We start from the raw sequence: 17,832 nt of genomic DNA, 5'->3' as shown, positions 1-17,832 counted from the left end.
ATGGCAAACTTAAAGGAAATCCGTAATAGAATTACATCCGTTTCATCTACTATGCAGATTACTTCTGCAATGAAAATGGTTTCTGCGGCAAAGTTGAAAAAAGCACAAGATGCAATTACAGCAATGCGCCCTTATGCCGAAAAATTAACGGAATTATTACAAAGTTTAAGCGCTACTATGGATGGCGAAGTTGGTGGTAGTTTTACTGCTCAACGCGAAATCAATAAAGTATTAATTGTTGCAGTTACTTCTAACAGAGGATTGTGCGGCGCTTTCAATACCAACGTAATTAAACAAGCAAAAGCTATTGCTGATTCTTATGAAGGAAAACAAGTAGATATTTTTTCTATCGGAAAAAAAGGTGGCGATGTATTTAAAAAAACCAATACGGTTGTTGCTAGTCATAATGCAATTTTTGATAATCTTACTTTTGATGCTGTAGCAGAAATTGCTGACGAACTTACAGAAATGTTTACTTCTGGAGCCTACGATAAAATTGAAATTGTTTACAATCAATTTAAAAATGCGGCTACTCAAATCGTTCAAACAGAGCAATTCTTGCCTTTAGCACCTGTTGCTTCAGATGCAGCTGCTTCTGCCGGTGATTATATTTTTGAACCATCAAAAGAAGAAATCGTTTTAACATTAATTCCAAAATCGTTAAAAACGCAATTGTATAAAGCCATCCGCGATTCATTTGCTTCAGAACACGGAGCACGTATGACCGCAATGCACAAAGCAACCGATAACGCAACCGAATTAAGAGATCAATTAAAGTTAACTTACAACAAAGCGCGTCAAGCGGCAATTACAAATGAGATTTTAGAGATCGTTGGTGGAGCCGAAGCTTTAAAAGGATAACGTTTTGTATTAACAAAATCATAAAAGAGTCAACATTTGTTGGCTCTTTTTTTATTACATCGATATTATAACTATTTTTGTTATTCATTAAAGAATTTTACCTTGAGTTTATATAAAAACTTATTCAAACAAACTGCTATTTATGGCTTGGCCATGGTGCTACCAAGAATGCTTAGCTTCTTTTTGGTTCGACTTTACACCAATGTGCTTCCAAATAGAGCAGATTATGCCGACCTAACTACGGTATTGTCTTGGATGGTATTTTTTAATGTGATTTTATCCTACGGATTTGAAACTGCTTTTTTCCGATTTTATAATTCAGAAGACGATAAGAAAAAAGTAATTTCAACTTCTACTATTTCTATTTTTTGGAGCTCCTTGACCTTTTTGATAATTGCTTTATTGTTTAGAAACACCTTAGCTAATTTTGCTAATGTTGAAGTACAATACATCACCTATTCTATTTGGATTTTAGTATTAGATGCTTTAGTAGTGATTCCGTTTTCAAAGTTAAGAGCTAATCAGCGACCAAAACGCTATGCTGCGATTAAAATTGGGAATGTGGTCATTAACTTAGGCTTGAATTTCTTCTTTTTGTTGGCTTTGCCTAAAATGGCAAATTCAGATCCCGACGGAATTTTTGCGTCTATTTATGTAGATGACTTTCAAGTGGGATATATTTTTATGGCTAATTTAATTTCAAGTTTAGCCACATTTGTTGTCTTATCTCCTGATTATTTTAAAATAAATTGGAAGATGGATCCCGAGTTATGGAAACGCATGATGCACTATGGTATTCCCATTTTAATTGCCGGATTAGCCTTTGCCATCAACGAACATTTTGATAAAATTCTATTAGGAAAATTATTGCCGCCCAATATTGCTAAATCAGAAGTTGGAGCTTACTCAGCTTGTTATAAATTGGGGTTATTTATGGTTTTATTTAGAACGGCTTACACTTTGGGCATCGAACCTTTTTTCTTTAGCCATGCAAGCAATGAAAATGCGCCGCAAACCTATGCAACCATTACCAAATACTTTGTGATATTTGGTTCTTTCATTTCGTTATTCGTAATTGTTTTTGCTGATTTGTTAAAAATCATTTTATTAGATAATAAAACCTATTGGGCAGCGATGAAAGTGGTTCCCCTGATTGTTTTTGCTAATTTCTTTTTAGGAATTTACACCAATTTATCGGTTTGGTATAAGTTAACCAACAAGACCAAAATAGGCGCTTATATATCTTTAGTTGGCGCAGCTGTAACTTTGGCCCTAAATTATCTTTTAATTCCTTTAAAAGGCCCTTTTGGTAGTTATTACGGCTCTGCAATTGCAACGATTGCGGCTTATGGGAGTATGATGGCCTTATCGTATTATTTAGGCCGAAATAAATACCCAATTCCGTACGATCGAGTTCGAATTTTTGGATATTTAATTTTGAGCATTTTGTTCTCAGCCATTTCGTTTTACATTCCGTACATAAGAGAAAATTATTTTATTAAAATTGGAATCCTTTTTGTGTTTTTGTATTTCATTTATTACAGCGAAAAAGAAACCTTACTAAGAATCATTAAAAGAAAAAAATAAATCAGAGAAATGAGATTGCTTCGTTTCTCGTAATGACTAAATCATGACCATAAAAATCATCAATAAATCGCAACACGAATTACCAAACTACGAGACTATTGCCTCTGCAGGAATGGATTTACGTGCTAATATTTCGGAACCAATTACGCTTAAATCATTAGAACGAACCATTGTTAAAACCGGACTTTTTATTGAACTTCCAATTGGTTATGAAGCACAAGTTCGCCCAAGAAGCGGCTTGGCAGCCAAAAAAGGAATTACCGTTTTGAATTCTCCAGGAACAGTAGATGCAGATTACCGCGGAGAAATTGGAGTAATTTTAGTAAATTTATCCAACGAGGATTTTGTAATTGAAAATGGAGAACGCATTGCACAATTAATCATCGCCAAACATGAAAGAGCCGAATGGGTGGAAGTGCAAGAATTATCAGAAACCTCAAGAGGCGAAGGTGGTTTTGGAAGTACCGGAGTAAAATAAGAAATAAATTAACAAGAGGATGCGATTACTTCGTTCCTCACAATGACATAAAAATGAAAATAATAGTACCAATGGCAGGTCGTGGATCTAGATTAAGACCACACACTTTAACCATCCCAAAACCATTAATTCCAATTGCAGGAAAACCAATTGTACATCGTTTGGTTGAAGATATTGCTGCCGTTTTAAATCAAGACATTGATGAAGTTGCTTTTATCATCCACGAGAGTTTTGGTAAAAAAGTAGAAGAAGAATTAATTGCTATTGCTCAAAAATTAGGGGCCAAAGGAACTATTTATTATCAAAATGAAGCCTTAGGAACAGGGCATGCCATTATGTGTGCTAAAGAATCTTTGAGCGGTCCTGCGGTTATCGCTTATGCCGATACTTTAATTCGCGCCGACTTTGATTTAGATACCACTGCCGACAGTGTGATTTGGGTAAAACAAGTAGACCACCCGGAAGCTTTTGGGGTGATCAATTTAAATGAAAACAATGAAATCATCGAATTGGTAGAAAAGCCAAAAGAATTTGTTTCTGATCTTGCCGTTATCGGAATATACTATTTTAAAGATGTTGCCGTATTAAAAAACGAATTGCAATTGGTGTTAGACAACAATATTGTTCACGGTGGCGAATACCAAATTAACGATGGTATTAAGCAAATGATGGCAAAAGGCATGAAATTTGTACCTGGTAAAGTTGACGAATGGATGGATTGCGGAAATAAAGAAGTTACGGTAGAAACCAATTCAAGAATGTTGAATTTTTTACATAACGACGGAATTCACTTGATTGATTATGATGTATTACAGCACAATTCTACCATTATTCCGCCTTGTTATATAGGAAAAAATGTGGTGTTAACCAATGCAACTATTGGCCCTAATGTTTCTTTGGGAGACGGATGCCATGTAAGTGATAGTACTATAAAAAACAGTTTGATTCAAACCCATTCGCACATAAAAAATGCACATTTGGATAATGCTATGATCGGAAATCATACAAGTTTTGACGGAAAATTCACCAGTATCAGTATTGGAGATTATTCGGTATTAGAATAAATAAATGAAAAAATCAGCCTTATATAGTTTACTTTTTGCCTTGTTTTTTGCACCCACTTATCTTTTAGCTCAAGAAGAGCCTAAAGATACTTTGGCTTTGGCCGAAAACAAATTTGAAGATTCTTTTTATGAATCGTTGAAGCAAAAAGGAATGGAAAACTATGATAAAGCTATTGCATCCTTAGAGAAATGCCAAGCACTTCAATCAGAAAATGATGTGGTTTATTTTGAATTGGGTAAAAATTATTTGTCTGAAAAAAAATACAAAGAAGCCTACGATAATTTTGAAAAAGCAGCTATAATCGATCCAAAAAACCGCTGGGCTTGGGTAGGAATGTATGATGTGTGTTATGAAACCCACGATTACAATCAGGCAATACGCATCGTTCAAAAATTAGTAGAATTTAAAGTAGATTATAAAGAAGATTTGACTTCGCTCTACATGAATACCCAGCAATATGACAAGGCCCTCGACTTAATAAATGATCTCAATCAAACGGTTGGAAAATCAGAAAAAAGAGAATTATATAAAGCGCAAATCTTGCAAGACGCAAAATATCAAGGCCCTGAAAAAGCCAATTTGATTAGTAAAATCAAACAATTTCCAAAAGAGGAATCCAATTATATTGCGTTGATTTTTCTATATTCTAAAAGCAATCAAGAGGATAAAGCCTTAGAAATTGCACAACAATTAGAGAAAGAAATTCCAACTTCCGATTGGGCGCAAGTGAGTCTGTTTAAATTTCATTTGAACAATAACGACGGAGTAAAAGCCGTTAATGCTATGAATATTGTTTTGGCTAGTGAAAAAATAGACACTAAAATCAAGCATCGAATTTTAAATGAATTTTTAATTTTTACCAAAAACAATCCCCAATTCGATAAAGATTTAGATCATGCAATAGGGTATTTTAGCAAGGATAAAGAAGTAAAAGTCGCCAAAGAAATAGGGAAGTTTTTTCAAACAAAAAAAGATTGGAAAAGAGCCATTCAATATTATGAAATGCATTTAAAATCGGAAGCCGATGATATGGAAACTATAATATTATTGATGCAAGCTTATACAGAGAATTCTCAATTTGACGTTTTAGAAGCTGCTTCAGAGGAGCAAATGCAAATGTTTCCATCTCAGCCACAATTGTATTTTTATAATGGATTAGCCAATAATCAATTGAAAAATTATAAAAAAGCCATTGCAAGTTTAGAAACTGGAATTGATTTTATTATTGACGATCCCAATTTGGAAATAAACTTCAACCTTCAGTTGGGAGAAGCCTACAACGGAATGGGAGATTTTAAAAAGAAAGACACTTATTTTACAAAAGCCAATGCATTAATTGAAAAACAAAAATTACAACACCAATAAATGAAAAAATATTTAGCATTTGTTTTATTAATCCTATTAGCCTCTTGCAAGACCAAAGCGGTTTTAGCAGAAGGAAAAGCAAGCACTTCTTTATCTGCCGATAAGATTATTGAAAGCTATGACAACAATAAAATCGATTTTTCTACATTGTATATTAAGGCAAGTGCGCGATATGAAGATGAAAAACAGGCTCAAAATGTTCAGGCTGAAATCAGAATAAAAAAAGATGAAAAAATATTAATTAGCGTTCGTGTTTTAGGAATTACCATGGCAAAAGCCCTAATTACTCCAAGCGCTGTAAAGTATTACGATAAAATTGGAAACAAATATTTTGAAGGCGATTTTTCAACTTTAAGTAAATGGATTGGTACCGATTTAGATTATCAAAAGTTACAAAATATGTTTTTAGGAAAAACAATTGATGATTTGCACGGTGCAAAATACGATGCTTCAATAATTGAAAAATTATACAAGTTGCAATCCAATCCAAACAGTAATACCAACAAATCTTTTTACTTTGAAAGTGATAATTACCTAGTAAAAAAACAAGAAATTAATCAAACCGTGCAAGAAAGAACCTTGCAGATTGAATATCCCGATTATAAAAGATACGACTCAATGATTTTACCATTATCTTTGGCAATTGATGCCCGACAAAAAGAGAGTAAAACTAACATCAATATCGAATACAAGAACATTTCCGTTAACGAAGAACTTACTTTTCCTTACAATGTTCCTGAAGGTTACGAAAGAATATTCATAGAAAAGATCTAATAGTTATGCAAAGCAAATTAGCCACTTTATTTTTCATCTTCTTATCTGCATTGGCATGGAGCCAACAAACGCAGGAAGAATTAGAGCAAAGAAAAAATAAAATTCAAGAAGAAATTCTAGAAAAAGAACGCATGCTTCAAGAGGTACGCGGCAAAGAAAAATCGGTGACCAAACTTTTGCAAATCCAAAAGGAGAAAATAGGATTAAAACAAAAATTAATCTTCACCACCGAAAAACAAACCAAACTTTTAAGCAACAACATGTATATTAATCAGGTGGAGATTAATAAGCTAAAAAAAGACTTGGTTGTACTTAAAGAAGATTATGCGCAAATGATTGTGAAATCATACAAGAGTCGTTCGCAACAAAGCCGCGCCATGTTTTTATTGTCTTCAGAGAATTTCTCGCAAGCTTATAAAAGACTGCAGTACATGAAGCAATATTCAAGCTACCGTAAAATGCAGGGCAATGAAATTAAAGATAAAACCGTTCAATTGGCAGAACATAACGCTAAATTAAGCGGGCAAAAAACGGAAAAAGAAAAACTATTGGCAGAGCAAGAAAAGCAACGCGCCGATCTTGAAAAAGAAAAGCAAGAGCAAGAAAAAATTGCCAACAGCCTGAAGAAAGATAAGAAACAAATCATTGCCGAAATCAAGAAAAAGCAACAGGAGTCTAAAAAAATAGATGCGCAAATTCAGAAAATGATTCGAGATGCGATTGCTGAAGCAAATAAAAAAGCGGCTGCTGCTAGGGTAAAAGCCAACCCAAAAACAACAACTGCTGCCGAAACCAAAAAGATAGAAGAGTCTACCAAGATTATGCTTACACCGGAAGGGCAAGTAATTTCAAATAATTTTAAAGCCAACAAAGGAAGCTTGAATTGGCCAGTAGAAAAAGGAGCAATTACATTAGGATTTGGAGATCAGCCCCACCCAGTTTATAAAACTTTAACTATTCATAATAGTGGTGTAGAAATCACCACCGAAGCGGGAGCTAGTGCACGGGCCGTATTTGGAGGAGAAGTGACCAAAGTAATCATCACTTCGCCTTTAACAAAATTAGTGTGTGTGCAACACGGAGATTTCTTTACGGTATATCAAAACTTAAGTTCTGTTAATGTAAGCGCTGGAGATAAGGTTTCGGCTAAGCAAACTTTAGGAAGAATTAGAACCAATGCCGAAGGTAAAACCATTTTAAAGTTTACAATTTCTCAAAATTCCTCTTTCGTAAATCCAATGCAATGGTTGAAACGATAATAAAAAAATCAATAAAAAAGGTCCAAAGAGTGTTACTTTTTGGACCTTTTTTATTTTTATTACAATTATAAGTTAATGTTATAGTTTATTGTTTACATCATAAATTAACTATATTTGGAAATAAAATTACAAATAAATAGTAGCTTAATAAGTAAAGGACATTAACTCCAATATAATGGAATTAGCAACAACTATTTTTAACTTAACAATGATTGCCGGAATTTTTCTGGGAATTTTCTTTATTATCTTCACGCAATTCTCAAATAGAAGAAAAGATAAAGCAGTTATTTATTTAAATCTGATTGTACTTTTTATTACTCTAAATAATTTACAAATTTATTTAATTGATAATTCAATTTTGGAAGTAAATTTCTTTGTCCGAAAGTTATTAATTCCATGGTATGTAATGATTTTACCTTCTTTTTATGCCTTTGTAATTTATTATTTGAAGATAGAAAAGCAAATAAATCATTATATAGGCTTTGCAATCACTTTTTTTGGTTTAGAATTATTAATTAGAGTACTATTTGCTTTGTTTTTTTATGGGGTTAATTATAATTACGCTGTTGCAAAATATTCTCAAGTAGAAGAAATAATAAATGTAATTTATGCTTTTTATTTCTTTGTTAAAGCCTATTTGGTTTTCTACAAGCATTCTAAATTATATGCCTTTGTATTAAAATTTGACACTATACAATGGTTGAAAAACTTTATGTTTTTAGGTAGTTTGGTTTTATTACTTTGGGTTTCTGCAGTAATTTTAAATTTAGATAAAGTTTTAAACCCAACGATTTTTATTTATTATCCAATGCGATTTAGTTGCTCTGTAGTTTTATATTGGATAGGTTACCAAGGCTTTTTTAATTATGAAATGTTAACTGAACGAATCGAATTAAGAAGATTAGTTGCTAAAACAGATTCAGAAATCACACCACAAAATAAGGAAATAAAAGAAACGGGATCTATAGATAAGTTTTTAGGAATTAAAGAATATATCGAATCCAATAAAAGATATTTAGACCCAAACTTTAGTTTAGAAATGCTTTCATCCGAATTAAAAATAAGCACCAGTTCTTTATCACAAACAATTAATAAAGATAACTCTACAAATTTTTCGGATTATATTAATAATTTACGTGTTGAAAAAGCAAAAAAATATTTGACAAAATCAGAGTATAAAAAATATACAATTTTATCAATTGGTTTAGAATGTGGTTTTAATTCTAAGTCTACATTTTATGCTGCTTTCAAAAAGTTTACCAACACCACTCCTTCAGATTATAGATTGAATAATCAATAAACAATTAGTCCTAAATTCCACAAATAAGTCTAATATTCTTTAATTAAAAGAATTTAGGACACCTCTTTTCTATCAAGTTTTACTTTTGACTAATCTTTAAAATCAAAGTTTATGAAAAAAGTACTCTTATGCATCTTCGGTTTACTAACTATTTCTAATACACAAGCACAAGGAAGAGATATAGTATACGATGAAATTTCAAACATTATTGTTGCTGAAAGCAAACCAAAAATTTTCACTTTGGCAGCAAATTATGTTTTTGGCACTAAACAAATACAAGGAATTTACACTATAGACAAACATTTTTTTGGATTTGCAACTTACAATTACAATCGTACAACTATTGAATACACTCCGCTTTTAGGAAGCAGAATTACCGAAGAGAACAACAATAATGGTTATAGTTTTGGTGGTGGATATCAAAATTTTGGTCATGTTGGAAAATATAAAAATTTAGAAGTATTAACCGGTTTTGAAACACAAAATGCTGCTGTAATTTCTTATTTCACCTCACATAAAGACTCGCCTGACAGGGGAGACGAATATTTAGAAGAAAAATATTATAAGATTTTCACTCAGTTTAATATGATGAAGTGTAGGACTAATTTTGACTCTGGGTTTTCTTTAAAGTTATCTTATTTCAAATTTTTAAAAAATCCTACTTATAATGGTGCGACCAATTTTTTTATTACTCCGAGTTATTCATTTAATTATAAGCTATTAAAATCTAAATCTTTATTACTAACCTCACAAATTGGATTATCTTTTGCATTACATAATTTTGAAAACTCCTACCAAGGGGATAATTTTTCTTTTTCTCAATCCGATTATGTTCTTGGCGGAATATTAAAGTTCGGAATTCAATATAAATTTAATTTTAATAAGAAATAATATGAAAACTAAAGTTCTAATTGTATTCGCCATTATTTTTCTAATTGGTTGTTCAAAAGAAAAACCACAAGATCCATTAGTAGGAAAATGGCATCTTAAACAATATTTTAGAAATGATTCATTAAAGGATTTATCAGAATGTGCCTTATTGAATACTATTGAATTTAAAAGTAATGGTTATTATACAGAAGAGTATTTTATTAAAGACACTGTTTTAAATACCTGTGTGCCTAATGGAACTTCGGGGTACAAATGGAGTAACAATAATGGTCAATACACCATTGATAACGGCAGTATAGTTGATCAAAATCATCAAATAAAGTTAGAAAACAATAAATTAATTTACAGCTATGAAGGTTGGCATTTCACATCTAACACAATAGTTACAAGTGATATTAAATTAATTTATCAAAAATAATAAGTTGGTAGAAACCATAATTGAAAACCTAATAAAACAGAAATTATGAAAAAAATGATAGTAATATCCACGTTGATTTTCACACTTTATAGTTGCTCAAAAGATGAAGATAATTATGTTACAATAAGAGGACGTGTTGAAAGAGAAATAAATGGTGAGGGAATTGCAAATCAAAATGTATTTTTAGATTTAAAGCAAGCCCACGGCTCTGGACAATATGGTACTTATTATACTTTAATTGAATCTAAACTAGTAAAAACAGATCCAAATGGAAATTTTAGTCTAACTGTAAAAAGTGAAGACCGAATGTTTGTTGAGGTGTATAAAGAAATGGATGATAACTATTCAACTTTCGAGTTAAAAAGTTTCAATCCGAGTGACAATATAGTTTTAAAAGTAAATAAGCTTATTAAGTTCAAAATTTATGTAAATAACGTCAACCCATTTGATTCAAATGATTATGTTTTAGCATATTTTTACTCAGGAATTGTACAAAACTTTAGAACAAAAATTGAAAATTTTGGAGTTCATAATAATTTCACTATTGCTTCACCGGGTATCCCATCCATACAAGATACTTCTTGGAATGGAACAAATGTAAATTCTATTATATATTATAGTGTGCCTGAAGACGCTTTAGAATATAAAGTTGGTTGGATTAAAAGAAAAAATGGAATTGAAAGCAATGGTTCAACAAATGATTTACCTTTTCAAGTCGATCAAGAAAATGAATATTATTTTAACTATTAATATCTAAAAACACTATCAAAAACTGTTTTAATACCAATAGTAACTTTTAATTGTTTTAATATTATTTAAACAAACAACGCTTTCAATTCGGTGGCGTCATTCGGGCTCATTTTTCCGGCAAGAACCAAGCTTAATTGTTTTCTTCGTAAAGCCGCATCAAAACGGGCTTTTTCTTCTTCTGTTTGAGGTTCTAATGGCGGTACCGAAACAGGATTTCCGGTTTCATTTACAGCTACAAAAGTGTAAATGGCTTCGTTTGCTTTAGTTTTTATTCCCGATTCTCTATCTTCTATCCAAACATCCAAAAAGATCTCCATAGAGGAAGTAAATGCGCGAGAAACCTTTGCTTCTATAGTCACAACACTTCCCAAAGGAATGGTGCGATTAAAAGCAACGTGATTAACCGATGCGGTAACTACAATTCTACGGGAATGTCTTCGGGCAGCAATACTTGCCGCGCGGTCCATACGAGCCAATAATTCGCCACCAAAAAGATTATTTAACGGATTGGTTTCACCAGGCAATACCATGTCGGTAAGGATGGTTAAGGAATCTATGGGGTACTTAGGAGTCATAATAAATTTTTTACAAAGGTATTTATTTTAATCTTACTAGGTTTAAGAAACACCTAGTTTGTCATTCCGAAGGAATCTAGCTATGTCTCATTATAAGAAATATATAAAACCAAAAAATCCCGAGAAATCGGGATTTTATTATAGTTCTTCAATCAGCACCCAAGCTTCTGGGTTATGTGATTTTTTTATTTTTTGCAATTCAGTTTGCGCTTCCGAGTAGGATGCATAACTCTTATAAATTACCGGATACAATCCGTGGTCGTTTTTGCGAATTCTTTTTGCCGGATACCCTAAATGAACAAGTTCATCATACATTTGATCGGCATTTTCTTCACTAAGAAAAGCACCTGCCACAATGTGATACGGCATTTTGGTATTGTTCACTGTTAAAGTTACAGCCGGAATAGGATTTGAAATTACAAAAGTTGCCTCTTGAATTTTTTGCTCTAATTGTTTCTGAACTTTAGTTTGAACCGCTAGCGTTTCTTGTTGTATTTTTTGTTGGTAGTAGTTATTTCCAAAATACCCGCCAGCACCTAGTAAACCAGCACTAACTACAAAGATAGCAGCATATTTTAAGAACGGATTAGAACGAGTTTCAGGTACTAACTGAACTACTTCATTTTCTTCTTGTATATCAGCAACTTGTTGTAATACTTCTCTTTTAATAGCAGGAGAAACATAACTAGTTAATCCAAACGCTTCAGTAAAATAATTAACTGAATCAGAAGGAGTAAAAACAAGATTTTTTTCTGAATTCAAAGAAAAAGCACCAATATTTTTTAATGTAATGGTTTCTAATTCTTGAAGCTTGGATTTCCAATTAATAACTTGGTTTTCAATAATAGCAACTGCAGCATCATAACTTATTTTTTCTGATTGCGCCATATGATTTGCTAATAATCCGTCGTTATTTTTTAAATACGAATTAAAAGAAACCAATTTTTTTGGTGGATAGAAAGAATGAGACGACTCATTAAGTTGTGCCGATTGGATTTCGGTTAAAAATGCACCAAATCCAGGAACGGTAACGCATTGGTACCGATATAATAATTGCGATATATATAAATCCATCTTCATAATCACAAAATTAATTATTTAATGATAAGGACAAAATTTTATCAACAAATTTTGTTAACAATTTTAATTTTAATTCGTATTTTTAGTAGAAATACCTAAAAATCATGACCGACAACGAGTTGTTTCATTTATTGGCTTTAGTAAAAATAGAAGGAGTAGGCGATATAATGGCAAAGAAATTAATCAACCATTGTGGTTCTGCCGAAAAAGTCTTTCAAGCCAAACCCAGTTTTTTAAAAAATATTGATGGCGTAGGTAAAGTTTTGATTGAAAATTTAAAAAAAGCATCGGTTTTTGATTTGGCAAAAAAAGAAATGCAGTTTCTAAAAAGCAGCGGCATTATCTGTTGTTCCTATTTGGATGAAAACTATCCCGACCGATTGAAATACTGTATTGACGGCCCCGTTTTATTATTTTCTAAAGGGAATATCAATTGGAATAATAAAAAAATAATAAGCATTGTAGGCACCAGGCAGGTTTCGAGTTATGGTGCCGATTTTTGTAAAAAGTTAATTCAAGATTTGGCACCTTTAAACCCGATTATCGTAAGCGGATTTGCCTATGGAGTTGATATTGTTGCCCATCAAGCAGCGCTGGAAAACAATTTGCAAACGATTGCTGTGTTGGCACATGGGCTGAATCAAATGTATCCAAAATCCCACAAAAAGTATGTTTCTAAAATGGAACAAAATGGGGGATTTTTAACCGAGTTTTGGAGCACATCCAATCCTGATAAAGAGAATTTTGTAAAACGAAATCGCATTGTGGCTGGAATTTCCGAGGCTACAATTGTGATTGAAAGCGCCGAGAAAGGAGGGTCTTTAATTACAGCCCTAATTGCCAACGATTACAATAGAGATGTTTTTGCGGTTCCGGGGAGGGCCACCGACAAATACAGTCAGGGGTGTAATAATTTAATCAAAACCCAGCGGGCACATTTATTGACCTCGGCAGCCGATCTTATTTATATTTTAAATTGGGAAATTCAAAGCAATACCGTAAAACCTAGCATCCAAAAGCAATTATTTGTTTCGTTAGATGAAATAGAACAAAAAATGTATGATTATCTTTTGGCAAATGGAAAAACTGAAATTGATCAAATTGCGCTCGAATGTGATTATCCTGTTTTTAAAACCTCTTCGGTATTAATTAACATGGAATTAAAAGGCGTAATTCGTCCGTTACCCGGAAAATTATTTGAAGCAATTTAAATACTAATTACCAGAAAAGCCAAGTTTAACACGCACTCTTTTTAAAACAGTGTTTGCTATTATTCCCGCTTTGTCAGCGCCTGATTTTAAGATGGCATCCAGTTCTGTACGATTGGAAATGTAGTAGTTGTATTTTTCTCTTTCGGATTTAAATTTTTCACAAATCAATTCAAAAAGGGCTTGTTTTGCATGACCATAACCATAATTTCCACCAAGGTAATTTTGGCGCATAGCCGCAATTTGTTCTTCGTTTGCCACTAATTTATATAAAGCAAAAACATTACAAGTATCAGGATTTTTTGGATCTTCAAGTGGGGTACTGTCACTTTCAATTCCCATAATTTGTTTGCGAAGTGCTTTATCATCCAAAAAAATATCAATAATATTTCCGCGTGATTTACTCATTTTTTGACCATCAGTTCCCGGAACGTACATGGTTTCTTCTTGCACTTTTCCTTCCGGAATTACAAAAGTTTCTCCCATTTGATGATTAAAACGCGAAGCAACATCTCGAGTAATTTCAATGTGTTGCATTTGGTCTTTTCCTACCGGAACAAAATGAGCATCATATAATAAAATATCTGCTGCCATAAGCATTGGATAGGTAAATAACCCTGCATTTACATCTTCCAATCGGTCTGATTTATCTTTAAATGAATGGGCTAAAGTCAATCTTTGATATGGGAAAAAACAACTCAAATACCAAGACAACTCCGCTGTTTGAGGCACATCCGATTGGCGGTAAAAAATCACTTTATTCACATCAAGTCCACAGGCCAACCATGCAGCTGCAGTGCTGTAGGTGTTGTTTAATAAGGTTACACCATCTTTTATTTGTGTAACCGAATGTAAATCGGCAATAAAAAGAAACGATTGATTTTCTGGTTTTTTAGATAATTCAATCGCTGGGATAATTGCTCCCAAAAGGTTTCCTAAATGTGGGGTTCCTGTGCTTTGAACTCCTGTGAGTATATTCGCCATTCTAAAAATTATTTATGCAAAGTTAAACCTTTGTAATAAAAATCGCCTACATTTCCTTAATTTTGACCTTATGAGATTTATAAAAATCATTTTTTGGACCCTTTGGCGCATTTGGTTTTACATTGTAATTGCCTTTTTCATTGTGCTGATGTTTCCGTTTTTGTTGGTTTCCATTTTGAGAGAACAATGGTACCCTTACTTTTTTGTGATGGCTCGAATTTGGGCGAAAGGAATTCTACTCGCCATGGGATTTCATTATAAAATAGAACGCGAGCAAGAAATAGAACACAGAAAAAGTTATATGATTATTGCCAATCACACTTCTATGATTGACATTATGCTAATGTTGGCGATAGAACAAAATCCATTTGTATTTGTTGGGAAAAAAGAATTGGCGAACATCCCATTATTTGGTTTTTTCTACAAAAGAACCTGCATTCTTGTAGATAGAAATAGTTCTAAAAGCAGAATGGCAGTATATAATAGAGCCCAAAAAAGGCTCAGTCAGGGGTTGAGTATTTGTATTTTCCCAGAAGGAGGCGTTCCAGAGGAATCGGTATTTTTAGATGAATTTAAAGACGGTGCTTTTCGATTAGCAATAGAACACCAAATACCCATTGTGCCCATGACTTTTGGTGACAATAAAAAACGATTATCGTATACCTTCTTTAGCGGCTCTCCCGGACTATTACGAGCCATGGTTCATAAATCGATTGAAACGAACGGACTTACCTTAGAAAATAAAAAAGAATTAAAAGACAAATCGAGAGCCATTATTTTGAATCAATTGCATAAATACAACCCATAATAAAAGAGCGCTAACTAGGCGCTCTTTTTTATATTATGAATGTAGTTTAGTGATTTACAATCGCATCGTATTCTGCAAAATGGTCAACTCCTTGTGCGTCGGTGCTGGTCCAAAATTTAAAATGATACGTTCCTAAGCTTGCCGGTTTAAATTTTAATGTTGCCGTATATTCTAATTGACTTGGAGGGCAAGTGGATCCCGAATTTTGTTTTAATGCTATAATTGCTACCGTTCTTGTAAAGTCATTTCTTTCATAATAAAAATCATAAAATGAATGACAAACCGTTGGGCGAATGTATTGCACCGGAATTTCGGTAATACTGTCTTTGGCAAATTTTACAGGCATAACCACTTGACTTACAGGTAAAACCTCTAATTCTGATGTGGGTTCATCGTGTCTTCGCTCACAAGAAATTGTGAAGAACCCAATCGCTAAAAGTAAATAAATGTATTTCATGATCAATTATTTTTTATTAGACCTTCAAAATTAATAAAAGTTTGATTTCAAATAATAAAAAAAATCACGCATTAAGCGTGATTTAAGTTTTAGGCATTATTTTCTTTGATAATTTCTTTGATTTTTTGTTCTAATTCTTCGGCCAATTCTGGATTGTCTTTAATTAAAACTTTAACCGCATCTCTACCCTGACCTAGTTTTGTTTCGCCATAGCTAAACCAAGATCCTGCTTTTTTAATTACTTCAAATTCTACGGCTAAATCTAATATTTCTCCTGTTTTTGAAACGCCTTCTCCATACATGATATCAAATTCGGCAGTTTTGAAAGGTGGTGCCACTTTATTTTTCACCACTTTCACTTTAGTTCTATTTCCGATTACCATTTCTCCATCTTTAATTTGAGATGAACGACGAATATCCAATCGAACCGAAGCATAAAATTTCAAAGCATTTCCTCCTGTAGTTGTTTCAGGGTTTCCAAACATCACCCCAATTTTTTCTCTTAATTGGTTGATGAAAAATACCGTACAATGCGTTTTACTAATAGTTCCTGTTAATTTTCTAAGTGCTTGAGACATTAAACGAGCATGTAATCCCATTTTGGAATCTCCCATTTCACCTTCAATCTCACTTTTTGGAGTTAATGCCGCAACCGAGTCAATTACTACAATATCTATAGCTCCAGAGCGGATTAAATTTTCGGCAATTTCAAGGGCTTGCTCTCCGTTATCCGGTTGCGAAATGATTAAGTTTTCAATATCTACCCCTAGTTTTTCAGCATAATGTCTGTCAAATGCATGCTCTGCATCAATAAAAGCAGCAATTCCACCTGCCTTTTGAGCTTCGGCAATGGCATGAAGCGTTAAAGTCGTTTTACCTGAAGATTCCGGACCATATATTTCAATAATTCTTCCTTTTGGATATCCATTTACACCCAAAGCTAAATCCAAACCTAAAGAACCAGAAGAAATAGTTTCAACCTCTTCAACGGCTCTATCCCCCATTTTCATTACGGTTCCTTTTCCGTAGGTTTTGTCTAATTTATCTAATGTAAGTTGTAATGCTTTTAATTTGGCTTCTTTTTCTGAACTCATCTCTTTATATTTTAATTGCTCCTATTTTCCGTAAAAATATATAATTTTTTCGAAGAAAAAGAAGTTTAGCAAAATGATTTTTGAACAATTCTAACCAAAATATATTTCTTACTTTAGCAAAATTAATTTTATAGTTTATGGAAAAATTACTTTCCTACCCACTCTCAGTAGTGTATTATTTTTGCTTCGGATTGTGTTTGGTTATTTTTCATCCCATTCAATGGATTTGCTTTACTGTTTTTGGCTACCAAGCTCATAAAAAAAGTGTAGATTATTTAAACTTTTTCTTAGTTAGATGTACGAATATTCTGGGTACAACCTACAAGTTTAAAAATAGAGAAGTAATACCCGAAAATGTTCCCTTAATTTTTGTGGCAAACCACCAAAGCTTGTATGACATTGTGGGAATGATTTGGTTTTTGAGAAAGTTTCACGCAAAATTTGTCAGTAAAAAAGAATTAGGGAAAGGCATTCCAAGTGTTTCCTATAATTTGCGTCATGGGGGGTCGGTATTAATTGACCGAAAAGATCCTAAACAAGCAATTCCAGTAATAAAAGGGCTTTCGGAATATATTGAAAAGCACAATCGTGCAGCAGTTATTTTCCCGGAAGGGACAAGAAGCAAGAATGGAAAACCGAAAGAATTTGCGCAAAGCGGATTAAAAATCCTATGTAAATATGCGCCATCCGCATATGTTGTTCCAATTTCTATTAATAATTCCTGGAAAATGGTTAAATTTGGACCTTTCCCAATGGGATTAGGAAATAAATTAGAGTTTATTATTCATCAACCAATAGCAGTTAAAGATTTTACATTTGAAGAAATAGCCAGTAAAACCGAAGAAACTATTGTAAAATCAATACTATAACTCCCCTCA

General features: G+C 32.8%; 19 protein-coding genes. 14 read left to right on the top strand and 5 right to left on the bottom strand.

The features are described from left to right. From atpG to ACKOWY_RS06825, 11 genes are all read left to right on the top strand, one after another. Nucleotides 1-861 (top strand): ATP synthase F1 subunit gamma, encoded by an 861-nt coding sequence (gene atpG / locus ACKOWY_RS06875; RefSeq protein WP_408940701.1) that lies wholly within the window; start codon nucleotides 1-3, stop codon nucleotides 859-861. A 102-nt stretch (nucleotides 862-963) separates the two neighbouring features. Then, nucleotides 964-2,448 carry a lipopolysaccharide biosynthesis protein gene (locus tag ACKOWY_RS06870; RefSeq protein WP_408940700.1) on the top strand — a complete coding sequence of 495 codons (1,485 nt, stop codon included), beginning with the start codon at nucleotides 964-966 and terminating at the stop codon, nucleotides 2,446-2,448. Nucleotides 2,449-2,491: 43 nt separating this feature from the next. Beyond that, nucleotides 2,492-2,926 carry a dUTP diphosphatase gene (dut, locus tag ACKOWY_RS06865; protein WP_408940699.1) on the top strand — a complete coding sequence of 145 codons (435 nt, stop codon included), beginning with the start codon at nucleotides 2,492-2,494 and terminating at the stop codon, nucleotides 2,924-2,926. A gap of 53 nt (nucleotides 2,927-2,979) precedes the next feature. After that, nucleotides 2,980-3,990, top strand: a complete 1,011-nt coding sequence (locus ACKOWY_RS06860) for a sugar phosphate nucleotidyltransferase (RefSeq protein WP_408940698.1) — start codon at nucleotides 2,980-2,982, stop codon at nucleotides 3,988-3,990. A gap of 4 nt (nucleotides 3,991-3,994) precedes the next feature. Beyond that, nucleotides 3,995-5,356 carry a tetratricopeptide repeat protein gene (locus ACKOWY_RS06855; RefSeq protein WP_408940697.1) on the top strand — a complete coding sequence of 454 codons (1,362 nt, stop codon included), beginning with the start codon at nucleotides 3,995-3,997 and terminating at the stop codon, nucleotides 5,354-5,356. After that, complete coding sequence (locus ACKOWY_RS06850; protein WP_408940696.1) at nucleotides 5,357-6,130, top strand: DUF4292 domain-containing protein; 774 nt, start codon at nucleotides 5,357-5,359, stop codon at nucleotides 6,128-6,130. It begins immediately after the preceding gene. 5 nt (nucleotides 6,131-6,135) lie between these two features. Then, entirely contained in the window at nucleotides 6,136-7,389 is a 1,254-nt protein-coding gene (locus ACKOWY_RS06845; protein WP_408940695.1) for a murein hydrolase activator EnvC family protein, read from the top strand. Nucleotides 7,390-7,564: 175 nt separating this feature from the next. After that, the gene (locus ACKOWY_RS06840) at nucleotides 7,565-8,689 is read left to right on the top strand and encodes a helix-turn-helix domain-containing protein (RefSeq protein ID WP_408940694.1); all 1,125 of its coding nucleotides are present in this window, start codon (nucleotides 7,565-7,567) and stop codon (nucleotides 8,687-8,689) included. A 111-nt stretch (nucleotides 8,690-8,800) separates the two neighbouring features. Continuing rightward, complete coding sequence (locus tag ACKOWY_RS06835) at nucleotides 8,801-9,580, top strand: hypothetical protein (protein WP_408940693.1); 780 nt, start codon at nucleotides 8,801-8,803, stop codon at nucleotides 9,578-9,580. 1 nt (nucleotide 9,581) lies between these two features. After that, a complete protein-coding gene (locus ACKOWY_RS06830) occupies nucleotides 9,582-9,998 on the top strand; it encodes a lipocalin family protein (protein WP_408940692.1) in 417 nt (138 codons plus the stop codon). A 54-nt stretch (nucleotides 9,999-10,052) separates the two neighbouring features. Then, on the top strand, nucleotides 10,053-10,748 hold the full coding sequence (locus ACKOWY_RS06825; RefSeq protein ID WP_408940691.1) for a hypothetical protein: 696 nt from the start codon (nucleotides 10,053-10,055) through the stop codon (nucleotides 10,746-10,748). Nucleotides 10,749-10,813: 65 nt separating this feature from the next. Here the strand turns inward: ACKOWY_RS06825 and ACKOWY_RS06820 are convergent, their stop codons facing one another. Further along, entirely contained in the window at nucleotides 10,814-11,323 is a 510-nt protein-coding gene (locus ACKOWY_RS06820) for an acyl-CoA thioesterase (protein ID WP_408940690.1), read from the bottom strand. A 138-nt stretch (nucleotides 11,324-11,461) separates the two neighbouring features. Beyond that, entirely contained in the window at nucleotides 11,462-12,403 is a 942-nt protein-coding gene (locus ACKOWY_RS06815; protein WP_408940689.1) for an SPOR domain-containing protein, read from the bottom strand. Nucleotides 12,404-12,507: 104 nt separating this feature from the next. Here ACKOWY_RS06815 and dprA point away from each other — a divergent pair, with 104 nt between their 5' ends. Next, complete coding sequence (dprA, locus tag ACKOWY_RS06810) at nucleotides 12,508-13,614, top strand: DNA-processing protein DprA (RefSeq protein WP_408940688.1); 1,107 nt, start codon at nucleotides 12,508-12,510, stop codon at nucleotides 13,612-13,614. A 3-nt stretch (nucleotides 13,615-13,617) separates the two neighbouring features. On the opposite strand, the gene trpS is transcribed toward dprA, so the two are convergent. Next, a complete protein-coding gene (gene trpS / locus ACKOWY_RS06805) occupies nucleotides 13,618-14,595 on the bottom strand; it encodes a tryptophan--tRNA ligase (RefSeq protein ID WP_408940687.1) in 978 nt (325 codons plus the stop codon). A 70-nt stretch (nucleotides 14,596-14,665) separates the two neighbouring features. On the opposite strand from trpS, the gene ACKOWY_RS06800 reads away from it, so the two are divergent. After that, nucleotides 14,666-15,403, top strand: a complete 738-nt coding sequence (locus tag ACKOWY_RS06800; RefSeq protein ID WP_408940686.1) for a lysophospholipid acyltransferase family protein — start codon at nucleotides 14,666-14,668, stop codon at nucleotides 15,401-15,403. A 46-nt stretch (nucleotides 15,404-15,449) separates the two neighbouring features. Here the strand turns inward: ACKOWY_RS06800 and ACKOWY_RS06795 are convergent, their stop codons facing one another. Together ACKOWY_RS06795 and recA are read right to left on the bottom strand one after the other, a co-directional pair. Beyond that, nucleotides 15,450-15,860, bottom strand: coding sequence for a hypothetical protein (locus ACKOWY_RS06795; protein ID WP_408940685.1), 411 nt, complete (start codon nucleotides 15,858-15,860; stop codon nucleotides 15,450-15,452). An 89-nt stretch (nucleotides 15,861-15,949) separates the two neighbouring features. Then, complete coding sequence (gene recA, locus ACKOWY_RS06790; protein ID WP_408940684.1) at nucleotides 15,950-16,954, bottom strand: recombinase RecA; 1,005 nt, start codon at nucleotides 16,952-16,954, stop codon at nucleotides 15,950-15,952. A 137-nt stretch (nucleotides 16,955-17,091) separates the two neighbouring features. On the opposite strand from recA, the gene ACKOWY_RS06785 reads away from it, so the two are divergent. Further along, a complete protein-coding gene (locus ACKOWY_RS06785) occupies nucleotides 17,092-17,823 on the top strand; it encodes a lysophospholipid acyltransferase family protein (protein WP_408940683.1) in 732 nt (243 codons plus the stop codon). Nucleotides 17,824-17,832: the final 9 nt, after the last annotated feature.

It is taken from the genome of Flavobacterium sp., assembly GCF_046073885.1.
Classification (GTDB): Bacteria; Bacteroidota; Bacteroidia; order Flavobacteriales; family Flavobacteriaceae; genus Flavobacterium.
Note: the sequence above shows the minus strand (reverse complement) of the source record. Positions and strands in the feature narration are given on the sequence as shown.

Coding starts and splice junctions, on each gene's coding strand:
- atpG (WP_408940701.1), top strand. CDS start 1: ATGGCAAACTTAAAGGAAATCCGTAATAGAATTACATCCGTTTCATCT.
- dut (WP_408940699.1), top strand. CDS start 2,492: ATGACCATAAAAATCATCAATAAATCGCAACACGAATTACCAAACTAC.
- ACKOWY_RS06860 (WP_408940698.1), top strand. CDS start 2,980: ATGAAAATAATAGTACCAATGGCAGGTCGTGGATCTAGATTAAGACCA.
- ACKOWY_RS06855 (WP_408940697.1), top strand. CDS start 3,995: ATGAAAAAATCAGCCTTATATAGTTTACTTTTTGCCTTGTTTTTTGCA.
- ACKOWY_RS06850 (WP_408940696.1), top strand. CDS start 5,357: ATGAAAAAATATTTAGCATTTGTTTTATTAATCCTATTAGCCTCTTGC.
- ACKOWY_RS06845 (WP_408940695.1), top strand. CDS start 6,136: ATGCAAAGCAAATTAGCCACTTTATTTTTCATCTTCTTATCTGCATTG.
- ACKOWY_RS06840 (WP_408940694.1), top strand. CDS start 7,565: ATGGAATTAGCAACAACTATTTTTAACTTAACAATGATTGCCGGAATT.
- ACKOWY_RS06835 (WP_408940693.1), top strand. CDS start 8,801: ATGAAAAAAGTACTCTTATGCATCTTCGGTTTACTAACTATTTCTAAT.
- ACKOWY_RS06830 (WP_408940692.1), top strand. CDS start 9,582: ATGAAAACTAAAGTTCTAATTGTATTCGCCATTATTTTTCTAATTGGT.
- ACKOWY_RS06825 (WP_408940691.1), top strand. CDS start 10,053: ATGATAGTAATATCCACGTTGATTTTCACACTTTATAGTTGCTCAAAA.
- ACKOWY_RS06820 (WP_408940690.1), bottom strand. CDS start 11,323: ATGACTCCTAAGTACCCCATAGATTCCTTAACCATCCTTACCGACATG.
- ACKOWY_RS06815 (WP_408940689.1), bottom strand. CDS start 12,403: ATGAAGATGGATTTATATATATCGCAATTATTATATCGGTACCAATGC.
- dprA (WP_408940688.1), top strand. CDS start 12,508: ATGACCGACAACGAGTTGTTTCATTTATTGGCTTTAGTAAAAATAGAA.
- trpS (WP_408940687.1), bottom strand. CDS start 14,595: ATGGCGAATATACTCACAGGAGTTCAAAGCACAGGAACCCCACATTTA.
- ACKOWY_RS06800 (WP_408940686.1), top strand. CDS start 14,666: ATGAGATTTATAAAAATCATTTTTTGGACCCTTTGGCGCATTTGGTTT.
- ACKOWY_RS06795 (WP_408940685.1), bottom strand. CDS start 15,860: ATGAAATACATTTATTTACTTTTAGCGATTGGGTTCTTCACAATTTCT.
- recA (WP_408940684.1), bottom strand. CDS start 16,954: ATGAGTTCAGAAAAAGAAGCCAAATTAAAAGCATTACAACTTACATTA.
- ACKOWY_RS06785 (WP_408940683.1), top strand. CDS start 17,092: ATGGAAAAATTACTTTCCTACCCACTCTCAGTAGTGTATTATTTTTGC.